Below are 20,910 nucleotides of genomic sequence, written 5' to 3'. Positions count from 1 at the left end.
GAGGAATCCGAAATGCGCGTAGCCCTTTACCAATGTCCACCGCTGCCTCTGGATGTCGCCGGCAACCTGCAACGCGTGCAGCAGCTGGCGCAGGAAGCCAAAGGCGCGGACCTGCTGGTGCTGCCGGAGATGTTCCTGACCGGCTACAACATCGGTGTCGATGCTGTCCGCGTGGTGGCGGAGGTGCATAACGGTGAGTCGGCGCAGCAGATCGCGCGCATTGCCAAAGCGGCCGGGATCGCCATCCTGTATGGCTATCCCGAGCGTACCGAGGACGGGCAGATCTACAACGCCGTGCAGTTGATCGATGCCAATGGCGAGCGCGTCTGCAACTACCGCAAGACTCACTTGTTCGGCGACCTCGATCGCTCGATGTTCAGCGCAGGCTCCGACGAGTTTCCCATCGTTGAGCTCAACGGCTGGAAGCTCGGTTTCCTGATCTGCTACGACCTGGAGTTCCCGGAAAACGCCCGGCGTCTGGCCCTGGCCGGCGCCGAGTTGATTCTGGTGCCGACCGCGAACATGATTCCGTTCGATTTCGTCGCCGATGTCACCGTGCGCTCCCGCGCCTTCGAAAACCAATGCTATGTGGCTTATGCCAACTACTGCGGCCACGAAGGCGACATCCACTATTGCGGCCAGAGCAGCATCGCCGCGCCGGATGGCAGCCGCATCGCTCAGGCAGGCCTTGATGAAGCCTTGATTGTCGGGGAGTTGGATCGTCAGTTGATGGTCGATTCCCGTGCCGCCAATCGCTACCTGATCGACCGTCGTCCCGAGCTTTACGGCGACCTGAACAAGCGCTGATCCATCGTTATCCGCTAGCATTGGCACTTCACTGTTCTGGAAGTGCCCATGCCCGCGCTGAATCCCCTTCGCCCCCACACTGAAACCCTGGCCAACGGCTTGCGGGTGACGCTGCGTCATGCCCCGAATTTGAAACGTTGCGCAGCAGCGTTGCGGGTCGCCGCGGGTAGCCATGATGTGCCGCTGGCGTGGCCCGGCCTGGCGCATTTTCTTGAGCATCTGCTGTTTCTCGGGACTGAGCGTTTTCCTGCGGGCCAGGGGCTGATGGCTTACGTCCAGGGTCATGGTGGTCAAGTGAATGCGCGGACCAGCGAAAGGACCACCGACTATTTTTTCGAACTGCCGCCCCAGGCATTTGCTGGAGGGCTGGAACGTCTGTCGGACATGCTCGCCCATCCGCGTATGAGTCCGGACGATCAACTGCGGGAACGGGAAGTGCTGCACGCGGAATTTATCGCGTGGTCACAAGATCCGACGGCGCAACAACAGCGGGCATTGTTCGATGGGCTTTGCGAGACTCATCCGCTGCGAGGTTTCCATGCCGGCAATCGCGACAGCCTTCCGGTGCCGCAAGCCGAATTCCAGCAGGCGTTGCAGGATTTTTATCGGCGGTTCTATCGGACAGGGCAGATGACCTTGAGCCTGGCCGGTCCGCAGAGTGTCGATGAATTGAGGGTGATGGCCGAGGCATTTGGCCGTGCCCTTGCCCAGGGTGAAAAAGCCCCACAACAATCCCCCGCGCCGCTAATGACGACTCCAGAGCCAAGTTATCAACTGGCTGGCGAACGACGGCTGGATCTGCTGTTTGCCCTTGAGGCGCTGCCCGAACTTTCCGCCGAAGCCCTGCTGTTCCTGTGTCACTGGTTGAACAGCGAGAAACCGGGCGGATTGCTGGCGGATTTGCGTGAGCGTGGGTTGGCGGAAAAACTCAAGGCCGAGCCGCTGTATCAATTCGCCGGGCAAGCCGTGTTGCATGTCGAGTTCACCTTGCCCGCCAACTCCGCGGCAACCGGGATTCGCGAGCGGTTGATGGATTGGCTGGGCTTCTTCGCCGGGCAAGACTGGAGCCCATTGCGCGACGAATACATCGCCCTGCTCCAGCGCCAGCAACACATCGGCAGCGCTCTGCAATTGGCCCGACTGGACAGCGAGCAACGCGAAGTCGGGTTGTCCGGGCAGGGCGTTACAGCCCTCAAGCACATCCTCAAACAAATCGGCGCTGTGGATAACTTCAACGGCCCTTGGCAATTGCCTGCACCCAACCCGTTCTTGCGCAGCGAAGCACCGGCCCCCAACGCCGGATTGATTCGCGGCCAGACCAGCGCCCACCGTGGCTTGCGCACGTTTGCCCAGGACCGTTCGCGCAGCCGCCGCGAACGGTCGCCGATGCAATTCAGCCAGGCATGGCCCGACAACAGCGCGGAAGGTGCGATTTATCTGCGTTGGCGCCTGGACTCGGCTCCCGGCAGCAGCCTCCAATCCCGGCTGGAAAATAACCTGCAAGCATTGCGTGAAGACGCACGGCAGGCCGGTGTGGATTTGTCCTTCAATGCGTCGGGCAACGAATGGCTGCTCAAACTGAATGGGCTGCAGGAGCCGATGCCCGTCGTCCTCGAGCATGCGCTGAAAGAACTGACAAAACCTGATGTCGCTGTCTCACAAGACGAATCGACGAGCGTGGCGCCAATACCGATTCGGCAACTGCTCAAGGCATTGCCCGGTCACTGCCTCGAACACACCGCGAGCTCGGATGACGTGCGGCAACTCTGGTCGAGCGCGCGATGGGATGGGCTGGCCGTCGGGTTATCGGCGCAGACCCAAGCGGCGATGGGCCTGGCCTTGAGCCGTATACCCGGCACGCCGGACAATCAACTGACGCCGCCTCCTTCGATCCTTGCACAGCATCTGTGGAGCACTGTCGATACGGCCTCCAGCGAACACGCGTTGCTGCTGTTCTGTCCGACAGCCACTCAGGAAATAGCCGACGAAGCCGCGTGGCGTTTGCTCGCACAGGTCTGCCAGACACCGTTCTATCAACGCCTGCGGGTGGAGTTGCAACTCGGCTATGCGGTGTTCAGCGCCCTGCGGCAGATTCACGGGCAAACCGGGCTGCTGTTCGGCGTGCAATCGCCGAACGTGGTGCCGTTGCAACACATTGAGCAGTTCCTCAATGACTTGCCGGCACTGATCGATGCCATCGACGACACCTCGTTCATCGCCCAACGCCAGACTTTGGCCGAGCAGTTTTCCAGCGCTGCATTGACCACGGCCCAGGCTGCGGAACTGCTTTGGCAGGGCAAACTGGCCGGCCGTTCGTCGGATTATCTGATGCACCTGCCCAAGGCCATTGTGCGCATTGACCGGGCCGCTCTACTGGCGGCGGCTCAACGCCTGAATCAGGCCGAAGGCGGCCGGCGGTGCCTTGCCAACAGCCCTGCGCCGGGCACTCCATGGCAAGAGACAAAATGATCATTACCGGGGCTGTAAGGAGCTTTCTCAAAGTTTCACGGGCATTCTCGTAGAAATTTTGAGTAACATAGCAACCTAACTATCTGAAACGGGAACATCTCTGATTTGAGGTGGACTATATATAGATAGCGCTGTCCTACCCACCTGAAGGAGTTCAACTCATGGCCTGGAGCAAACCTGCCTACACTGATCTGCGTATCGGCTTCGAAGTCACCATGTACTTCGCCAGCCGCTAATCTCTGCTTTTGCAGATGTGCAGCACAACGCCTCGGTTAGCCGAGGCGTTTTATTTTCAGCGTTGAAACGATGGAGCACCCATGTTCGTCCAGATTCTAGGTTCCGCCGCCGGCGGCGGATTCCCCCAGTGGAATTGCAACTGCGCGAACTGCGCGGGCTTTCGCGACGGCAGCCTGCGGGCCACGGCGCGGACGCAATCGTCCATCGCCATTTCCGATGACGGCGTGAACTGGGTGCTGTGCAACACCTCCCCGGATATCCGCGCGCAACTGCAGAGCTTCGCCCCGATGCAGCCGGGCCGCGCCCTGCGCGATACCGGGATCGGTGCGATCATCCTGATGGACAGCCAGATCGACCACACCACCGGCCTGCTCATGCTGCGCGAAGGTTGCCCGCATCAGGTCTGGTGCACCGACATGGTCCACGAGGATCTGAGCAGTGGTTTTCCACTGTTCACCATGCTGACTCACTGGAACGGCGGCCTGGAGTGGAATCGCATCAAACTCGATCAAAGTTTCAGCGTCCCGGCGTGCCCAAGCCTGCGCTTCACTCCGCTGCCACTGCGCAGCGCCGCGCCACCCTACTCGCCACACCGCTTCGACCCGCATCCGGGCGACAACATCGGCTTGATCGTCGAAGACCTCAATACCGGCGGCAAGCTGTTCTATGCGCCGGGCCTGGGCAAGGTCGATGCGCCCTTGCTGGAGATCATGGCCGACAGCGATTGCCTGCTGGTGGATGGCACCTTGTGGGATGACGACGAAATGCAGCGCCGCGGCGCCGGCACTCGCACTGGCCGCGAGATGGGGCACCTGGCGCAGAACGGCCCTGGCGGCATGCTTGAAGTCCTCGAGCAATTGCCCAACCAGCGCAAGGTGCTTATCCATATCAACAACACCAACCCGATTCTCGATGAGGATTCGCCGCAGCGGGCGGAACTGGATCGGCGCCATGTCGAGGTGGCGTATGACGGCATGAGTATTGTGCTGTAGCCAATGGCCTCATCGCTGGCAAGTCGGATCGCCGCACCGCAGCTCCCACAAGGATCTGTGGCACACAACATATCCCTGTGGGAGCTGCGGTGCGGCGATCCGACTTGCCCGCGAAAGCGGCCGACCAGACAGTAAAGATTTCAACGGTTGTACACCGGAGCACCGCCATGACCGACACCCCAATGTCCCCCGCCGAATTCGAAGCGGCCCTGCGCGCCAAAGGCGCCTACTACCACATCCACCACCCCTACCACGTGGCGATGTACGAAGGCCGGGCCACCCGCGAACAGATCCAGGGCTGGGTCGCCAACCGCTTCTATTACCAGGTCAACATCCCGCTGAAAGACGCCGCGATCCTGGCCAACTGCCCGGACCGCGAGATTCGCCGCGAGTGGATCCAGCGTCTGCTCGACCACGACGGCGCGCCCGGCGAAGACGGCGGCATCGAAGCCTGGTTGCGCCTGGGCCAGGCCGTGGGCCTCGACCCGGATCAGTTGCGCTCCCAGGAGTTGGTGCTGCCCGGCGTACGCTTCGCCGTGGACGCCTACGTCAACTTCGCCCGCCGTGCCAGTTGGCAGGAAGCCGCCAGCAGTTCGCTGACCGAACTGTTCGCGCCGCAGATCCACCAATCGCGCCTGGACAGTTGGCCGCAGCATTACCCGTGGATCGACCCGGCCGGCTACGAGTATTTCCGCACCCGCCTGGGCCAGGCCCGGCGTGATGTCGAGCACGGTCTTTCGATCACGCTTGAACACTACAAGACACGCGAAGGTCAGGAGCGCATGCTGGAGATTCTCCAGTTCAAACTCGACATTCTCTGGAGCATGCTCGACGCCATGAGCATGGCCTACGAACTCAAACGCCCGCCCTATCACAGCGTGACCGCGGAACGGGTCTGGCACAAAGGAATCACCTTATGAGTTTCGATCGCAGCAAGACCCCGACCTGGCGTCCCGGCTACCGTTTCCAGTACGAACCGGCGCAGAAAGGCCATGTGCTGCTGTACCCCGAAGGCATGATCAAGCTCAACGAAAGTGCCGCGCTGATCGGCGGTCTGATCGACGGCGAGCGCGATGTCGCGGCGATCATCGGTGAACTCGAGCAACAATTCCCCGGCGTGCCCGAGCTCGGTGACGACATCGAGCAATTCATGGAGGTAGCCCGTGCGCAGCACTGGATCGAACTTGCCTGATTCATCGGTGCAAGTGCCGCCCACACCTGAAGTCGGCCTGCCGCTGTGGTTGCTGGCCGAGCTGACCTATCGCTGCCCGCTGCAATGCCCGTACTGCTCCAATCCGCTGGACTTCGCCGGGCAAGGCCAGGAGCTGAGCACCGAACAGTGGATCAAGGTGTTTCGCGAAGCGCGGGAAATGGGCGCCGCGCAACTGGGCTTTTCCGGCGGCGAACCCTTGGTGCGCCAGGACCTCGCCGAGCTGATTGCCGAAGCCCGCAAACTGGGTTTCTACACCAACCTGATCACCTCCGGCATCGGCCTGACCGAGCAGAAAATCAGCGACTTCAAGAAGGCCGGCCTCGACCACATCCAGATCAGTTTCCAGGCCAGCGACGAGCAGGTGAACAACCTGCTGGCCGGTTCGAAAAAGGCCTTCGCACAAAAGCTGGAAATGGCCCGCGCGGTGAAAGCCCACGGCTATCCGATGGTGCTGAACTTCGTCACCCACCGGCACAACATTGACCAGATCGACCGCATCATCGAACTGTGCATCGCCCTGGAAGCGGACTTCGTCGAACTCGCCACCTGCCAGTTCTACGGCTGGGCTCAGCTCAACCGCGTCGGCCTGCTGCCGACCAAAGCGCAACTGCTGCGCGCCGAACGCATCACCAACGAATACCGGGCCAAACTGGAAGCCCAAGGGCATCCGTGCAAGCTGATTTTCGTCACCCCGGACTATTACGAAGAACGCCCGAAAGCCTGCATGAACGGCTGGGGCAGTATTTTTCTGACGGTCACGCCAGACGGAACGGCCCTGCCCTGCCACGGCGCCCGACAGCTGCCAGTGCAATTTCCCAACGTGCGCGACCACAGCATGCAGCACATCTGGTACGACTCGTTCGGCTTCAACCGCTTTCGCGGTTATGACTGGATGCCCGAACCGTGCCGCTCCTGTGACGAGAAAGAAAAAGACTTCGGCGGCTGCCGCTGCCAGGCTTTCATGCTCACCGGCGATGCCAGCAACGCCGACCCGGTGTGCAGCAAGTCGCCACAACACGGCGTGATCCTCAAGGCTCGCGAAGAAGCCGAAGACGCGACCCAGACCATCGACCAACTGGCCTTTCGCAATGAACGAAACTCACGCCTCATCGCCAAGAGCTGAAACCTTCAGCGCTGCCAAAGCCGTGGCCGCCGGTATCGACTTTGCCGAACTGCAGGTCGGTCGGCACGGCCTGTTCTGGAACGAATACCGCCCCGAAGACGCGGCATGCCGGATCTGGCATTGGCGTGACGGCGCAGCGCAATGCTTGACGCCACCGGGGTTCAGTGTGCGCAGCCGGGTGTACGAATATGGCGGCGGCGCGTTTTGTCTGACAGACGACGGTATCGTTTTCGTCAACGAGGCCGACCAGCAACTCTATCGGCAATCACTGCAAGGTGAAGCCCCCGAAAGGCTGACGTCCGGTGCGTGCCGTTTTGGCGATTTACAGTTCGCCAATGGGCAGGTACTGGCGGTCGAGGAGCATCGCAATCACCACAGACTGGTGGCCATCAACCTGTTCGATGGCGCACGTCACCTACTGGTCGAAGGGGCTGATTTCTACGCGGCGCCGACACTCAGTCCTGATGCCCGGCGCCTGGCCTGGATCGAATGGAGTCGCCCGGATCAGCCATGGACAGCGACCCGCTTGATGGTGGCCGAACGCCTCGCGGATGGCGGATTTGCCGAAGCTCGTTGTGTGGCGGGCGACGGCGCTCAAGAGTCTGTGCAACAACCGCGGTTCGGCGTCGACGGTCGCCTGTATTGCCTGACGGATCGCGCCGGTTATTGGCAGCCTTGGAAAGAATCTGAAAAAGGCCTGAGCCCATTGCCAAGTGCCGCTGCCGATCACGGCCCGGCGCCCTGGCAGCTCGGCGGCTGCACCTGGCTGCCACTGAACGAAAACAGCTATCTGGCCAGTTGGACCGAAGGCGGATTTGGCCGATTGGGTATTTGCGGCAATGGCTGCGTCGACTTCTCCGGTGACTACAGCCGTTTCCGTCATCTCGCCGTGGATGAGCAATTTATCTATTGCATCGCGGCCTCGCCTGTCAGTTCAACCGCCGTGATCGCCATCGACCGCCAGAGCCGGCAAGTGAATGTCCTCGCCGGCGGCATCGCACCGCTTGCTCCCGAACGGATCAGTCGCCCGCAAACCTTGCGCTACCCCAGCGGCTCAGGCGAAGCACATGGCTTCTTTTACCCGGCAATGACCGGCGAGGCGAAACCGCCACTGGTGGTGTTCATCCATGGCGGCCCGACGTCGGCGTGCTACCCGATGCTCGATCCGCGTATCCAGTTCTGGGCCCAGCGTGGCTTTGCCGTGGCCGACCTCAACTATCGCGGCAGCAGCGGTTATGGCCGGACCTATCGTCAGGCACTGCACTTGAGTTGGGGTGATGTGGATGTCGAAGACGCTTGCGCGGTGGTCAGCCATCTCGCCGAGCGTGGCTTGATCGATGGCGACAACGCGTTCATTCGCGGCGGCAGTGCCGGCGGCTACACCACCCTTTGCGCGTTGGCCTTTCACAAGGTGTTCCGCGCCGGTGCCAGCCTGTATGGGGTCAGCGACCCGGTGGCGCTGGGGCGTGCGACCCACAAATTCGAAAGCGACTATCTGGACTGGCTGATCGGCGATCCGCTGCTGGATGCCGAACGCTACGCGGCCCGCACACCGCTGCTGTATGCGCACAACATTCGCGTGCCGATGATCTTCTTCCAGGGAGAACTGGATGCCGTGGTCGTCCCGCAACAAACCCGCGACATGGTCGAGGCCCTTCAGGACAACGGCGTCCTGGTCGAAGCGCATTACTACGCGGACGAACGCCATGGTTTTCGCAAGGCCGGTAACCAGGCCCATGCGCTGGAGCAGGAGTGGTTGTTTTATCGGCGGGTGATGGACTCAGTGGACTGAAGCCTGCGCTCGTTGCCGAAACGGTGGCGCTTCAATCGCGAGCAGGCTCGCTCCTACAGGGATCTTTGACGCACCCGAGATCCAATGTGGGAGCGAGCCTGCTCGCGAAGGGCACGTTCAAGCTCTACAGCCAATCGACCCGTGTCGTTTGTCAGGGTTCAGCCCGACTCCTCAGGCCAGTATTTCCAGGCCGTGTTTCTGCACGATGCTCAGTAACTTCAACGCCATGCCACTGGGATGCTTGTCCCCTGCTTCCCATTGCTTGACCGTGGAAGCACTGGTGTTCAAGTAACGCGCAAACACCGGTTGGCTGACATTGTTGCGCTCACGCAGTGCCTTGATCTCCTGCGCGGGAATCGCATCCGGCACCGTTGCAAGACAAGACTCATCGAATTCACGCATGGTCGCCTTGCTGATTGCACCGATGGCGTACAGGGCACTGGCAGACTCATGTATCGATTCAAACGCTTCACTTTTGAATTTCTTACTCATCAGGTATCTCCACAAACTCCTTCGTATCCAGCAAGTACTGGAGTTGCATCTCTGTCAGCCCCTCATAGGTCTTTGCCATTTTCCGAAACCCGGTCAGTTCAGCCTGAGTTATATTGTCCTGATCTTTCTTCGCGTACAGGAACTGATAAATCCAGCATCCACCGCCCCTGGCCAGGACAATCGAGCGATGGCGGTTGGCATTCAAACGCTTCTTCCAGACCCCGCCGCCCAAATTGTCAGCCTGACCATGGAGCATTTCGGTGAATGCCTGCCGGAGCTCGTCATCACCGATCCAGGCCTTGGCAGCTTGAATTGCGAAACGCTTTGTCTTGAACAGTCTTGGTGACATCGGCATCCCTTCCATAAAAACATACCACCCAGTGGTATGGAATTCAAAACCAACGGGACAGCAATACCGCTTCGCTGGCATCGGCACTCCCTGCCGATGCCCGCTAGAAAGCCATTGATGGGCTAACCGCTCAAGCCGAAATTGCCTTTGGAAAAAACCGGCCACAAAAAAACGCCCCACGCCAAAAGTGTCGGCGTGAGGCGTGCGTATTACCGCGAGACGGTTCTGGAAATTGTGTGGGGCGCGTCGGGTCAGACGGCAATCCCTTTGCGGCACTGCAACTGTGCGGTGCGTACACGGGAGAAGGCGCGCGCCAGGCGCAGGAGCATTTCATCGATGTTGGCGTTGCTGACATTCAGTGCCGGGGTAAAGCGCAGGCAGTCGGGTTGCGTGGCATTGAGCAGCAAACCTTCGTACAGCGCGGCCTTGACCACGGCGTCAGCGGAGTCGTCCGACAGCGTCAGCCCCCACAGCAGCCCTTGTCCGCGCAACTCGCCGTGACCGTAACGATGAGCCAAACGCCCGAGGCCTTCGCGCATGTGCTGGCCGGCTTCTGCGATGTGGTCGAGCAACCCCTTGTCCTGCACACTGTCGAGCACCGCGAGACCCGCTGCGGTCATCAGTGCATTGCCATGATGGGTACCGCTCATCTCGCCGGCGTCGAAACAGCAGGCCTTGCCCCGCGCCAGCAATGCCGCCAGTGGCACGCCACCGCCCAGACCCTTGCCAAGCACGACGATATCGGCCCTTACGCCGTAGGACTGTTCCGCGAGCAAAGTGCCGCAACGACCAACGCCGGTTTGCACTTCGTCGAAGATCAGCAGAATGCCGAGTTCACGGCACAAGCGCTCGACACCCTTGAGGTAATGGGCGGTGGCCGGGATCACGCCGGCTTCGCTCTGGATCGGCTCGAGCATGATCGCCACGGTCCGCTCATCCACTGCCGCATGCAATGCCGGAAGGTCATTGAACGGAACATGGCTGAAGCCCGGCAGTTGCGGCTCGAACCGATTGATCAATGTCGAACTGTCCGACGCCGAAATCGTCGCCAGGCTACGGCCATGACAAGCATTGTTGGCCACAATGATTCGCGACGCGCCGCCGCGATGCCGTTGGCCCCATTTGCGTGCCAGTTTGATCGCCGCTTCGCAGGCTTCGCTGCCAGTATTGAGCAAGTAGGCCTGATCACTGCCGGTGCTGGCACACAGATGTTCGGCGAGGCTGAGCATGCCGCGGTTGTGCAGGCCGAAACCCGGGTTGATCAGCGATTGAGCCTGGGCGGTGATTGCATTGACCAGTACCGAAGGGCTGTGACCAAGGCTGTTGGCCCCGCCGCCCTGGGAAAAATCCAGATACGCACGATCCTCGCTGTCCCACAGCCATGAACCCTGGCCACGCACAAACACTTGTTTCGGCCGTTCGACACTGGGCATCAAGTACTCGCTGGAAAGGTTACCGCCTTGGGATGGCATTGAGACGTCCATGACCAGGTCATCAAGACTGGGAGGACTGCGACGCAGACTGAACAGATTCATCTGGAAAAACCTCTTTTGAGGTTTTTTGCCTTACCTATGTAAACACCATCGAAACAAACGCTATTCATCGCGCTCTGTGGCCCTGTAAGCCTTGTGAATGCGGTTAGACTAGGCTCAGACAAGGCGTTGAGCCATTTCGATTTCTCAGCATTTTCGATAAGTAATACTTATGGATTTCAAGCAACTGCGTTATTTCGTCGCGGTCTATGAAGAGGGTCATGTGGGCCGCGCCGCCGAACGCCTGTCCATCTCCCAGCCGGCGCTGTCCCAGCAGATCCGCCATCTCGAACAAAACCTCGATGTGAGCCTGTTCGAGCGCAGTAGCAAACGCCTGTTGCCGACCCTCGCGGCCCACACGCTGTACAACCACGCCTTGCCTTTGCTCGATGGCCTGCAACGGGCACGGGAAGCGCTCGGCAACTTCAAGGGGCAGGCGCTGCGCACCCTGGCCATTGGCGTATTGCAAACTGTCCACAGCAGCCTGGTACCACAGATGCTCGAGCGCGTGCGCAAGGCGCAGCCGCATCTGGTGGTGCAGATCTATGAACTGAGCGGCCTGGAAATCGAGCGGCGACTGCTCAATGGGTCTCTGGACATCGGCATCAGCTACCTGCCGCCCCGCCAGCCTGGTTTGCATGGCGTGATGCTGTACGAAGACGAACTGACCCTGGTCATCCCGGCGGAGCATCCGCTGCGTGAATTCAAGAAAGTATCCATGAGCCAGGCCGCCGAGCTGCCGATGTTGTTGTTGGGCGAAGAGTTTCAGATCAGGCAGATCTGGCAGGCACAACTGGCGAACCTCGGGCGCCGCCCACAGGTGCAAGCCGAACTGAACAATATGGCCGGCATCCTCGACAGCCTGCCGCACACGCGCCTGGCGACGGTGCTGCCCGGACGCTCGCAAAAGACCCATGGCAACCACGAACTGCTGTGGAAGCCCCTGAGCGAACCCCGAGTGCCGCTGAAAGTCGGTCTGGTGTGTCGGGATGTGCAACGACAGCAGGCTTCGCTGGCCCTGTTGCGAACATTGCTGGAAGAGGTGATGAACGACCCGGATGGGCGCTTGAACAGTGCGCAGGCTGTGGATGGGCAGCGCTGAAACTTTTCTTCGGACAAAAGAAAACCCCGCCGAAGCGGGGCTTTGCAGACTGTTTCCCTGACATCCATTTCACTCCGCCGTCCTGGCAGAATCCTACGTGTCCCTGTTGTTGCTTTGCGCTTCCTGCGCTACGTCCATGAGAAATAGATTAGCCGTGGATCCAATCTGCTTCTATGGGAGAAAAGCAGCACGTTATGTAGGAGAATGCTTACAAAACATTACTTCATCAGAATTGCCCGGCATCCAGCAAAAACAACGACTCGCTGCCGGCCTTCACCGACGCGCTCAACGAATGAATGCGCGGTAACAGGCGGGCAAAATAGAACCGCGCCGTACCCAGTTTGCTGGCGTAGAAATCATCCTGCGCCTCCTTGCCCAAAGCCGCCTTGGCCATCAGGGCCCACATGTAGGCGTAAGCCGTGTAACCGAACGCTTGCAGATACTCGACCGAAGCCGCGCCGATTTCGTTCGGATCGGTCTTCACTCGGTCAAGCAGCCACGCGGTCAGTTCATCGAGGATGGCTACGGCATCGTTCAACGGCTTGGTGAACTCGGCAAGGTCCGCGCTGGCGGTCGCCGTGAAGTGACGAATCTCGTCGGCGAACAGGTTATAGAACGCCCCGCCGCTGCCCACGATCTTGCGCCCGACCAGGTCCAGCGCCTGAATACCGTTGGTGCCTTCATAGATCTGGGTGATGCGCACGTCACGCACCAGTTGCTCCTGGCCCCATTCACGGATGTAACCGTGGCCGCCGAATACCTGCTGGCCGTGTACGGTGGTTTCCAGGCCGAGGTCGGTCAGGAACGCCTTGGCCACCGGGGTCAGCAACGCCACCAGGTCTTCCGCACGCTTGCGGGTGGCGGCGTCTTCGCTGAACTTGGCGGTGTCCAGTTGCATCGCCACGTAAGTCGAGAAGGCACGGCCGCCTTCGTTCGAGGCTTTCATGGTCAGCAGCATGCGCCGCACGTCCGGGTGGACGATGATCGGGTCAGCCACTTTGTCCTTGTTCTGCGCGCCGGTCGGTGCACGGCTTTGCAGGCGGTCACGGGCGTATTCCACGGCGTTCTGGTACGAGCGCTCGCCAGTCGCCAGGCCCTGGATACCGACGCCCAGACGCTCGTAGTTCATCATGGTGAACATCGCCGCCAGACCTTTGTTCGGCTCGCCGACCAGGTAACCCACAGCCTCATCGAAGTTCATCACGCAGGTCGCGGACGCCTGGATGCCCATCTTGTGTTCGATCGAGCCACAATTGGCCGGGTTGCGTGCGCCCAGGCTGCCATCGGCATTGACCAGGAATTTCGGCACCAGGAACAGCGAAATGCCCTTCGGCCCTGCCGGTGCATCCGGCAACTTGGCCAGCACCAGATGGATGATGTTTTCGGTGAGGTCGTGCTCGCCACCGGTGATGAAGATCTTGGTGCCGCTGACCTTGTAGGAACCGTCGGCCTGAGGCTCGGCCTTGGTGCGAATGATCCCGAGGTCTGTACCGGCGTGCGGCTCGGTCAGGCACATGGAACCGGCCCAGATGCCGGCGTACATGTTCGGCAGGTACGCGGCTTTCAGCTCTTCGCTGGCGTGGGCGTTGATCGACAGGCAAGCGCCAGCGGTCAGCATCGGGTACAGGCCGAATGACAGACTGGCGGAGTTGACCATTTCTTCGACCTGAGCCGAAACGGCCTTGGGCATGCCCATGCCGCCGTAGGCCGGATCGCCACCGACACCGACCCAGCCGCCTTCAGCGTAAGTCTGATAGGCCTGTGGGAAACCTGCCGGCGTGGTGACGGCACCTTCCGCCCAATGGCAACCTTCTTCGTCAGCGGCGCGGCTCAGGGGTGCGATGCTTTTGCTGGTGACTTTGCCGGCTTCTTCCAAAATGGCTTCGACCGTTTCCGCATCCACAGTCTCGGCCAGCGCTGGCAGCTCGGCCCAGAGTTTGGCGACCTCGAAAACTTCATTGAGGACGAAGCGCATATCGCGCAGGGGCGCTTTGTAGTCAGCCATGGCAAACCTCGCAAGATCTATACAGGGGTGATTCACAGGAAGAGTATTTTTCGCTGGATCGGAGTGTACCTCAACAACTTTTGAGACACATAGGGTCAGTCCATGACTGTTTTGTTATTTTTAGTCACTAGCAAAGAAGCCCGCACGAGGCGAGCTTCTTTGTAACGGATTTACATGACTAAAGTGCAAACATCTGCGCCGACAGTTGCATCAGGCAATCGCTATGCCGCCGCCCCTGCCTCGCATTGACCTTCCGCTCGCTGAAGGCGCCATTGTCACTCAACCGTAGCGGCGTCCATGCGCACGGCGCCACGGCGGCTCTGTCCGAAGGCCATCACACAATTGCGCCCGGCGCCCTTGGCGCTGTAGAGCGCTTGGTCAGCGGACTTGAGCACCTCTTCGGGGGTGCGTTGATCGACCCGTTCGGCAACGCCGATACTGACCGTCACCGATACACTCGACGCACTGGAACCGGCACGCCGCTGGCGTCCCTGATTATCGTCCTGCGGGCGACTTTCCTGATTGCGCAGCTGAATGTTGTAGGTGGCGATGGACTCGCGGATGACATCCAGGTGCGGCATGCACTCTTCGAGAGTCTTGCCTGCAAACACCAGGGCAAATTCCTCGCCGCCATAGCGATACGCCTTGCCGCCACCGCCGATCTTCGACAGTTTGCTGGCCACCAGCCGTAGCACCTGGTCACCGACGTCGTGGCCGTGGGTGTCGTTGAATTTCTTGAAGTGGTCGACGTCGCTCATCGCCAACACGTAGTTGCGCCCCAATCGTTGCATGCGTTCATTCAACGCACGACGGCCCGGCAGCCCGGTCAGTTCGTCGCGGAAGGCCATTTGATAGGCTTCGTGGGCAACGGCGGCGGCGATCATCAGCATCACCTGGCTGCACATGATGTTCAGCGTGAACGGCAGGATGAAGGTTTTCGGCAACATCCAGAACAGCCCGAGCAGCCCCACCAATTGCGCGGCATGCAGCGGTCGCGGGTTGCGCCAGTATTGCCAAGCCAGCAGCAAAAACGCCGCTATGAATACCGGATAGGACAGCTGGATCAGGCTCATCCAGGCGCCATGCAAGGCGGGCCAGCGAATCTCCGACAACCAGATCAACAGCGCCTGTGGGTAACTTTGCTCAAGCCCCAGCGCCACGCTGCCGACCGCCAGCAATACCGCGAAACGCGCGACCATGTCCTGGAACAGATGAGTGCGCTCCTGCCATGCCGCGAACACACCAAACAGCAGCGGCAACAGCAGGCAACACAAATGAAAGACCACGGCAGCATCGTCACGCACCTTGCCGTTGTCGCGGTAGTAGTCAGTCTGGGTGTCGAGCAGGAAGTAGGCGATGTACACCGTGACCATCAGAAACAGTTCACGCTGGCGTCGGTAAACCGCGCAATAGGCGCCACCGAGCAACAACACCAGGGTGGGCAGCACGTTGAAAAGCGAGGTGAAGAAGACGTTCAGGTCCTTGATGTACGCAGCCGCAAGCCCCGCCAGTAACAGCAGTAAAGACGGCAGGAAATGACTGAAACGCACAGCGGAAGAACGCAACAAGGGTAAAGCTCCGACCCGTCAGATCAATAGATGGCAATGTGCCAACTACTGTAACGGCAGAAACACCGATTTGCTGAGTGAAATACTGAGGTATTTGAAAAAGGGCGCCACTGGCGTCCATCATCCGCCAGTGACGCAAAGGGCAAACCTGTTACAGGTCGTTGTTGAACGGTTGCAGCGGCCCCTCCATACGCGTGCGGCCTTCCGCACCGACTGGCCTGAGCTGGATGTCGGCGTCTTGTGCCTGCCGGGTCGTGATCTTCGGACTGGCCGGTTTTTGCCCGACCGAATTTTCATCACCCTTCTCGCCCTGGGGCAGTACCAGCGAAGGATGGTCAAACGGCGCCCGCTCCCACGCGACTCGCGGATCGGTCAGGCCTGTTTCCATGAACTTCACCAGTGCGTCCACTTCATCCGGGGTCAGGTTCAGCAGGGTCATGTCCGGATCAAGATTGGAGCCGTTGTGCTGATTGACCGCCGGGTGCTCGAAGCCACTGGTGTTGCTGGCATCCTCGCCACGCCGGTCGCCGCCGCGATTGTAGAACTCCACCACCTGTTGCAGCGTTGCGCGACTGCCGTTGTGGAAGTACGGCCCGGTCAACGCGATGTTGCGCAAGGTCGGCGTCTTGAAAGCGCCATCGACCGCGTCGCGGAAACCGACGCTGGGCTTGAGCGTCGCATCACAGGGGATGGCCGGGCTCAGGGGCACCTCGAAGGTGCACACATCAACTTCCAGCGGGTCAGGAATCTGGCCTCCCTGGAGCACGGTGTTGTACTGGCGAGTGAAAGACAACGGATTGCCCCAGGCATCCGTCCCGCCGAGCGCCAGGTCTTCCGCGGTCGGGCGCACCCCGGTGTTGTAGAAGCCGTTGTCATAAAGCGTGGTCAGGTTGTCCGCCATGAGCATGCGTTCGATCCGCTCCCGAGGCTGGAACAGCAAGCGGCTGCCGGCATTGGTCAACTCCGCGCCACCGTGGCAATTGACGCATTTGCCCTTGCCCAGGAACAGATTCATGCCCTGGACCTGCTGATTGTTCATGGCAGTGTGATCACCCTGCAAGTAGGCATCCAGCGGCGCCTGGTCCGAGATCAGCGTGGATTCATACATCTGGATCGCCAAGCCGAAGAACAGCGGGAAGTTCGCCTCCATCTGGGTATAGGGCTCACCGCCCAGCGAGACCTGCTGCGTGGCGTTCCACAGGCGTGGCTGGAACGCGTTCATGATCAGCTCACGGTAAGTCGGCCGACGGCCACCGGATACCGGCCCGAGTACCGAATCGGTGGACGAGATCCGTTGCTGCTTGAGCATCATGGTGTCGAGCATGCGCCGGCCGATGTCGGCGAAGGTACGACCGCCGCAGGACATTTCCACCGGGCTGCCGGGTGGGCCTACCGCCTGCGATGCCGCGGAGGCATCCTTGAGCGCCAGCCTGACCCTGGTCGCCACGCCACTGCGATCGCTGGTCACGAAAATCCCGGCGTCAGGGTCGCGATTGCCAAACGGCGAGAAGCCGTTGAAGACGTTATTGGCCCGGCCATCCCAGAAGTTGCGCACGTTGAACACGGCGTTGATCACCGTGGGTGCGTTGCGCCCGGTGCTGCGGCGAACATTGATGCCACCCACCTGGAAAATGCCGTCCGGCTGCTGAATGCACTTGTCGAATCGCGACTGACGAGGCTTGACGAAGTTGGCGTCGAAAACGCCTTGCGAGCCGATCACATCGTCGGTCGAGTAGAGAATGGCCGAGTTGCGATCCAGCGGGTTGGCCAGCACATGGGTCGGGAAGTCGCTTTTCTTCAACTGGTAGTTCGGACCGCCCTTGCCACCGGATTTGGTGGTGTAGCTCGGTACGTCGCCTGGTATGTCCGAGGCGGTGAACGGTTTGTTGAAGATCGACGAAACGTTCGCGTTGGTGTTCGCCTGGCCCGGGTTGATCTGGTTGGTGGTGCGGTGATCGGCACCGGCGTGGAAGTGGCACGACGCGCAAGCGGTGGCGCCGTCACTGCCGATCTCCATGTCCCAGAACAGTGCCTTGCCCAGCAGCACTGCCGCCGAGCGATCGAGCACGTAGTCGGTCATCAGGTCGACTTTGCGCCCGCCTTCGGTTCCCGACGGGTCGGGCGGGAGCAACCCACGCAGCGATTGCAAAGTGGGCACGTCCGGTACGGGCGGTACGGCCGGATCGACCGCTACCGGGTCAGCGGCCCAGGTATTCGCGACCGGTAGACCGATGACGAACATGGCGCCCGCCATCGCACAGGCAAAACAGGTGATTCGAAAGAGGCTCAAGTACTTGACCATCATGACACTCTCGATTCAGTAGGGAGTCGCCAGGTTCCGTGCTTATCCTGTTGTTACATCCACTCGAAATGGCTCGGGCAAGACGACGCTGATTGGATAAGTACTCTCTTGGCTCAGGTTTGATTTAGACATTGCTCTGTCGCACCGACCGGTGCGCTTAACTTAACTCTAGCTGTAACAAATCATTTCAACAGCAAAAAAATCAAAATTTTTATCCAGGCCAAAGATAATTAAAAATATACTGCAAATGCACCTGAAATCACTCAAAAAAACCAAGACTAAAGTCTGACCTCAAGTTTGGTGAACATCCCCCACTTCTGGGTAAAACCCCCAAACCAATAAATATATCGATTTATTTATTATTCCAACTAACTGATTTTAAATATAATTATTTGAAAATTTAATTATTCTGAGTTTGGCAGAACAATTGCTAACTCATACTCCGCCGGGCTAATCGCACTTACAAATTTTCCTGAAAACCCGGATAACCAGGAAAAACCAACCCTCATGAATCACAACTGATTCGCGCGTGCGCAAGTTGCACTGCGTGAGCTATTGGTTTTATTTAATATCAGCACAAAATGTCATGACCAACATCTCGATACATTTCTCTCGCAATGCATTTTTTCCGCAGCCTATATAGAAAACGTTTCTCATTCAGCACTTACAAAAGAACGCACCCAGCAAGTACCAGAACTTCACTTCGCACTCTCCCGAACCTGGGTATATATCCCCATTTATGTTGGCGAATACTAATTCGAGAATCTTGCGCGCAAAAACATCCTTTGCCTTGCAGCCCGCATTCTGACTGCACCGGAGACAGTTTGTGTCTAATTGTTTCGGAGTCGGCACGACAACTGCTATGTGCCCCTCAGGCTCAAGGAAATGCCTCTCGCGATCGCGTCCGTAACCGGCCGACGCAACGCAAGTGAAAGCATCCCGACGGCATGTGCCGACCGTACACAGGCACTTGTCCCTCCGGATCGAGCCCCAGTTCGACACTCACAGCTTTGCGTTTTTCTTGCGCAGGATTCAGCGCATCAGCAGGTCTGCGACTCGATTGGCCGGCAACTGGTCCTGCAAGATTCTGGAGAGAGCCATGAGCTTATCTTTGTACGTAAAAACGCTCGCCATACCGCTGCAGCGTTACAAGCGATCCAAGAGCATCTTCTGTCGCCATGCCCTGCTCGCCAGTGCCGTTGCCGTCGCACTGGCCATCGGTGGAGGCGCGGATGCATTTGCCAAAAACGGAGCTGGCGGCGGAGGGGGTGGCGGCGGTGGCGGCGGGACTGCCAAGCCCCCGGCCGGGGGCACTTCGCCGTTCGTAACCCCCACACTGCCCGATCCGGTTTTTACAGACCCGGCCGCCATTCATGGGTTTGACGTTACAGGCTTTATCCAGGACATGACGCTCGACACCACCAATGTGAATTGCCCTGGTACCACTGACCCTGGGCATTATGGAGGTACCGTCCAACTGAACGGTGTAACGATCACCGTCCCTTGCAATACGGTTCTGCAGATGCCGGCCAATACCCTGACCTGGGCCGACTTCGTCAGGGGCGGTACGCTGGCGCTCAACAAGCCGACGGCCTATCCGTCGTTCGAGATCCATGTGATTGGCAACACCGTGTCCAACAAACAAATTGCCGGGCTGATTTTTGTCTCCCAACAATCAACGAACGCGGGGAGCGGGACCATCACTCGGATCGACTACACCAATGGCAACATCGAAGTGGATAGCGGTAACCCTCTGCAACCCACGATCCTCCAGATCAACGACCCGAATGGACGTTTTGGTCGCGCCCAAAGCCCCGACCCGCGTTTCTCCGTCGATGATGCAAATCCGACTATCCATGCCGCAACCGGTTACCCGATGTGTGTGCCACGCTCGATTTCCGGGGACGATGCACTCTGCCCACAGAAAAACCGGCCAAAAGCGGTCACCCCGACCACGACCAACAACTGCCGCAACTTCAGCCAGGCCGGCGTAACGCCTCCGGCCAGCGGAGAGCTCTCGCCCCCGGCGACGGGTCAGATCTATTGCAGCCAATTCGTCATGAAGAGATTCAGCGATGCTACGCGCACGGCGACGGACCCCGACCCGACACAACAGGCACCTTTCGAAGTCGGCGACTTCATCAGTTGGGCCGGCACCCTGTTCAAGTCCGCGACAACAGGGGCCCCGGACTTCATCTCTGCGCACACGATTGAAGCCAACGTCGGGATCTACACTCAACCCGGCTCTCAACCGAGCTATCTGGCTATCGGGGAATTTGGCATCGGGACTGCCGACCCAGCGCTAACCGCAATCGGCGGTGCCGCCCAGGAAACCCAGGACCGGATTTTCCTTGAGGCCTCAACCACCGACATCAAGACACCGGTCGACATATACCTGATCGATGTCAATCCATCGACTGGCGTACAAACCAACCGCTGGATTACACCCTATGAGATGACAGGTGAGTGCAACCCTGCGCTGGGCCTTGCGACCAGTTGCCTGGGCGCCTCCGGTGGTATTACCACGCAGAACACGGGCCCTCAGCCACAACGCGCCAGAATTCGGGCGACCAAGGCACCCACCGGGCTCTTGAGCCAGCCGACGCGTACCTTGCGTGTCGTTGCGCGCTCAATGTGTGTTCCACAGCTAACGCTCTCGCAAGCCGCAGTGGACAGTTGCATCCAGAACGCCAGCCTGCTGACGGTAGCCAATGGACTGGTCGCTGGACAGTATGTGGCGCCAGTGTTCGAGTTCATCTTTCCGGAAGGCGTCAAGCCGGGCGATCCTGTTGTCCCGAACGATTTCTGGCATCTGCCATTCATACGCAACGGAGAAGGCGCCAATACGCCCGGCGGTGTAGGTCCTCTGGCTCCAACGCCATGGTGATCGGGGTCTTGTGACAGAGAAAAAAACCGCCGCTTCCGAA

16 protein-coding genes are annotated in these 20,910 nt (G+C 59.7%); 10 read left to right on the top strand and 6 right to left on the bottom strand.

Translation table 11 applies throughout. The features are described 5' to 3' along the window. Nucleotides 1-12 precede the first annotated feature (12 nt). The 8 genes from CAG47_RS23125 to CAG47_RS23090 all read left to right on the top strand — a co-directional run bounded on the left by CAG47_RS23125 (nucleotide 13) and on the right by CAG47_RS23090 (nucleotide 8,633). Nucleotides 13-807 (top strand): carbon-nitrogen hydrolase family protein, encoded by a 795-nt coding sequence (locus tag CAG47_RS23125; RefSeq protein ID WP_085727777.1) that lies wholly within the window; start codon nucleotides 13-15, stop codon nucleotides 805-807. Between the two features lie 48 nt (nucleotides 808-855). Further along, a complete protein-coding gene (gene pqqF, locus CAG47_RS23120; RefSeq protein ID WP_085727774.1) occupies nucleotides 856-3,276 on the top strand; it encodes a pyrroloquinoline quinone biosynthesis protein PqqF in 2,421 nt (806 codons plus the stop codon). 161 nt (nucleotides 3,277-3,437) lie between these two features. Beyond that, nucleotides 3,438-3,512, top strand: a complete 75-nt coding sequence (gene pqqA / locus CAG47_RS23115) for a pyrroloquinoline quinone precursor peptide PqqA (RefSeq protein WP_080591079.1) — start codon at nucleotides 3,438-3,440, stop codon at nucleotides 3,510-3,512. Nucleotides 3,513-3,593: 81 nt separating this feature from the next. Beyond that, the gene (pqqB, locus tag CAG47_RS23110) at nucleotides 3,594-4,505 is read left to right on the top strand and encodes a pyrroloquinoline quinone biosynthesis protein PqqB (protein WP_085727772.1); all 912 of its coding nucleotides are present in this window, start codon (nucleotides 3,594-3,596) and stop codon (nucleotides 4,503-4,505) included. A gap of 167 nt (nucleotides 4,506-4,672) precedes the next feature. Further along, nucleotides 4,673-5,425 (top strand): pyrroloquinoline-quinone synthase PqqC, encoded by a 753-nt coding sequence (gene pqqC / locus CAG47_RS23105; protein ID WP_085727770.1) that lies wholly within the window; start codon nucleotides 4,673-4,675, stop codon nucleotides 5,423-5,425. Next, complete coding sequence (gene pqqD, locus CAG47_RS23100; protein ID WP_085727768.1) at nucleotides 5,422-5,697, top strand: pyrroloquinoline quinone biosynthesis peptide chaperone PqqD; 276 nt, start codon at nucleotides 5,422-5,424, stop codon at nucleotides 5,695-5,697. The genes pqqC and pqqD overlap by 4 nt, the downstream gene beginning before the upstream one ends. Continuing rightward, on the top strand, nucleotides 5,669-6,841 hold the full coding sequence (gene pqqE / locus CAG47_RS23095; RefSeq protein WP_085727766.1) for a pyrroloquinoline quinone biosynthesis protein PqqE: 1,173 nt from the start codon (nucleotides 5,669-5,671) through the stop codon (nucleotides 6,839-6,841). The genes pqqD and pqqE overlap by 29 nt, the downstream gene beginning before the upstream one ends. Further along, nucleotides 6,807-8,633: a S9 family peptidase gene (locus tag CAG47_RS23090; RefSeq protein ID WP_085727764.1), complete on the top strand. Its 1,827-nt coding sequence runs from the start codon at nucleotides 6,807-6,809 to the stop codon at nucleotides 8,631-8,633. Before pqqE ends, CAG47_RS23090 begins: the two co-directional genes overlap by 35 nt. Before the next feature lie 171 nt (nucleotides 8,634-8,804). Here CAG47_RS23090 and CAG47_RS23085 read toward each other — a convergent pair whose 3' ends face one another. From CAG47_RS23085 to CAG47_RS23075, 3 genes are all read right to left on the bottom strand, one after another. Then, a complete protein-coding gene (locus tag CAG47_RS23085) occupies nucleotides 8,805-9,125 on the bottom strand; it encodes a DNA-binding transcriptional regulator (protein WP_085727761.1) in 321 nt (106 codons plus the stop codon). Then, nucleotides 9,118-9,474, bottom strand: coding sequence for a type II toxin-antitoxin system RelE/ParE family toxin (locus CAG47_RS23080; protein WP_085727759.1), 357 nt, complete (start codon nucleotides 9,472-9,474; stop codon nucleotides 9,118-9,120). The genes CAG47_RS23085 and CAG47_RS23080 overlap by 8 nt, the downstream gene beginning before the upstream one ends. 251 nt (nucleotides 9,475-9,725) lie before the next feature. Beyond that, nucleotides 9,726-11,009, bottom strand: coding sequence for an aspartate aminotransferase family protein (locus tag CAG47_RS23075; RefSeq protein ID WP_085727757.1), 1,284 nt, complete (start codon nucleotides 11,007-11,009; stop codon nucleotides 9,726-9,728). Between the two features lie 169 nt (nucleotides 11,010-11,178). Between CAG47_RS23075 and CAG47_RS23070 the strand changes: the two genes are divergently transcribed. Further along, nucleotides 11,179-12,108 (top strand): LysR family transcriptional regulator, encoded by a 930-nt coding sequence (locus CAG47_RS23070; RefSeq protein WP_085727755.1) that lies wholly within the window; start codon nucleotides 11,179-11,181, stop codon nucleotides 12,106-12,108. A 226-nt stretch (nucleotides 12,109-12,334) separates the two neighbouring features. On the opposite strand, the gene CAG47_RS23065 is transcribed toward CAG47_RS23070, so the two are convergent. The 3 genes from CAG47_RS23065 to CAG47_RS23055 form a co-directional block, all read right to left on the bottom strand. Beyond that, the gene (locus CAG47_RS23065; RefSeq protein ID WP_085727753.1) at nucleotides 12,335-14,113 is read right to left on the bottom strand and encodes an acyl-CoA dehydrogenase C-terminal domain-containing protein; all 1,779 of its coding nucleotides are present in this window, start codon (nucleotides 14,111-14,113) and stop codon (nucleotides 12,335-12,337) included. Nucleotides 14,114-14,388: 275 nt separating this feature from the next. Further along, nucleotides 14,389-15,681, bottom strand: a complete 1,293-nt coding sequence (locus tag CAG47_RS23060) for a GGDEF domain-containing protein (protein WP_085727751.1) — start codon at nucleotides 15,679-15,681, stop codon at nucleotides 14,389-14,391. Between the two features lie 151 nt (nucleotides 15,682-15,832). Further along, on the bottom strand, nucleotides 15,833-17,983 hold the full coding sequence (locus CAG47_RS23055) for a cytochrome-c peroxidase (protein ID WP_143515914.1): 2,151 nt from the start codon (nucleotides 17,981-17,983) through the stop codon (nucleotides 15,833-15,835). A 1,099-nt stretch (nucleotides 17,984-19,082) separates the two neighbouring features. Between CAG47_RS23055 and CAG47_RS23045 the strand changes: the two genes are divergently transcribed. Next, the gene (locus CAG47_RS23045) at nucleotides 19,083-20,870 is read left to right on the top strand and encodes a hypothetical protein (RefSeq protein WP_143515912.1); all 1,788 of its coding nucleotides are present in this window, start codon (nucleotides 19,083-19,085) and stop codon (nucleotides 20,868-20,870) included. Nucleotides 20,871-20,910: the final 40 nt, after the last annotated feature.

It is taken from the genome of Pseudomonas sp. R37(2017) (genome assembly GCF_002113375.1).
Lineage (GTDB): Bacteria > Pseudomonadota > Gammaproteobacteria > Pseudomonadales > Pseudomonadaceae > Aquipseudomonas.
This window is presented reverse-complemented; position numbering and strand designations above follow the sequence as displayed.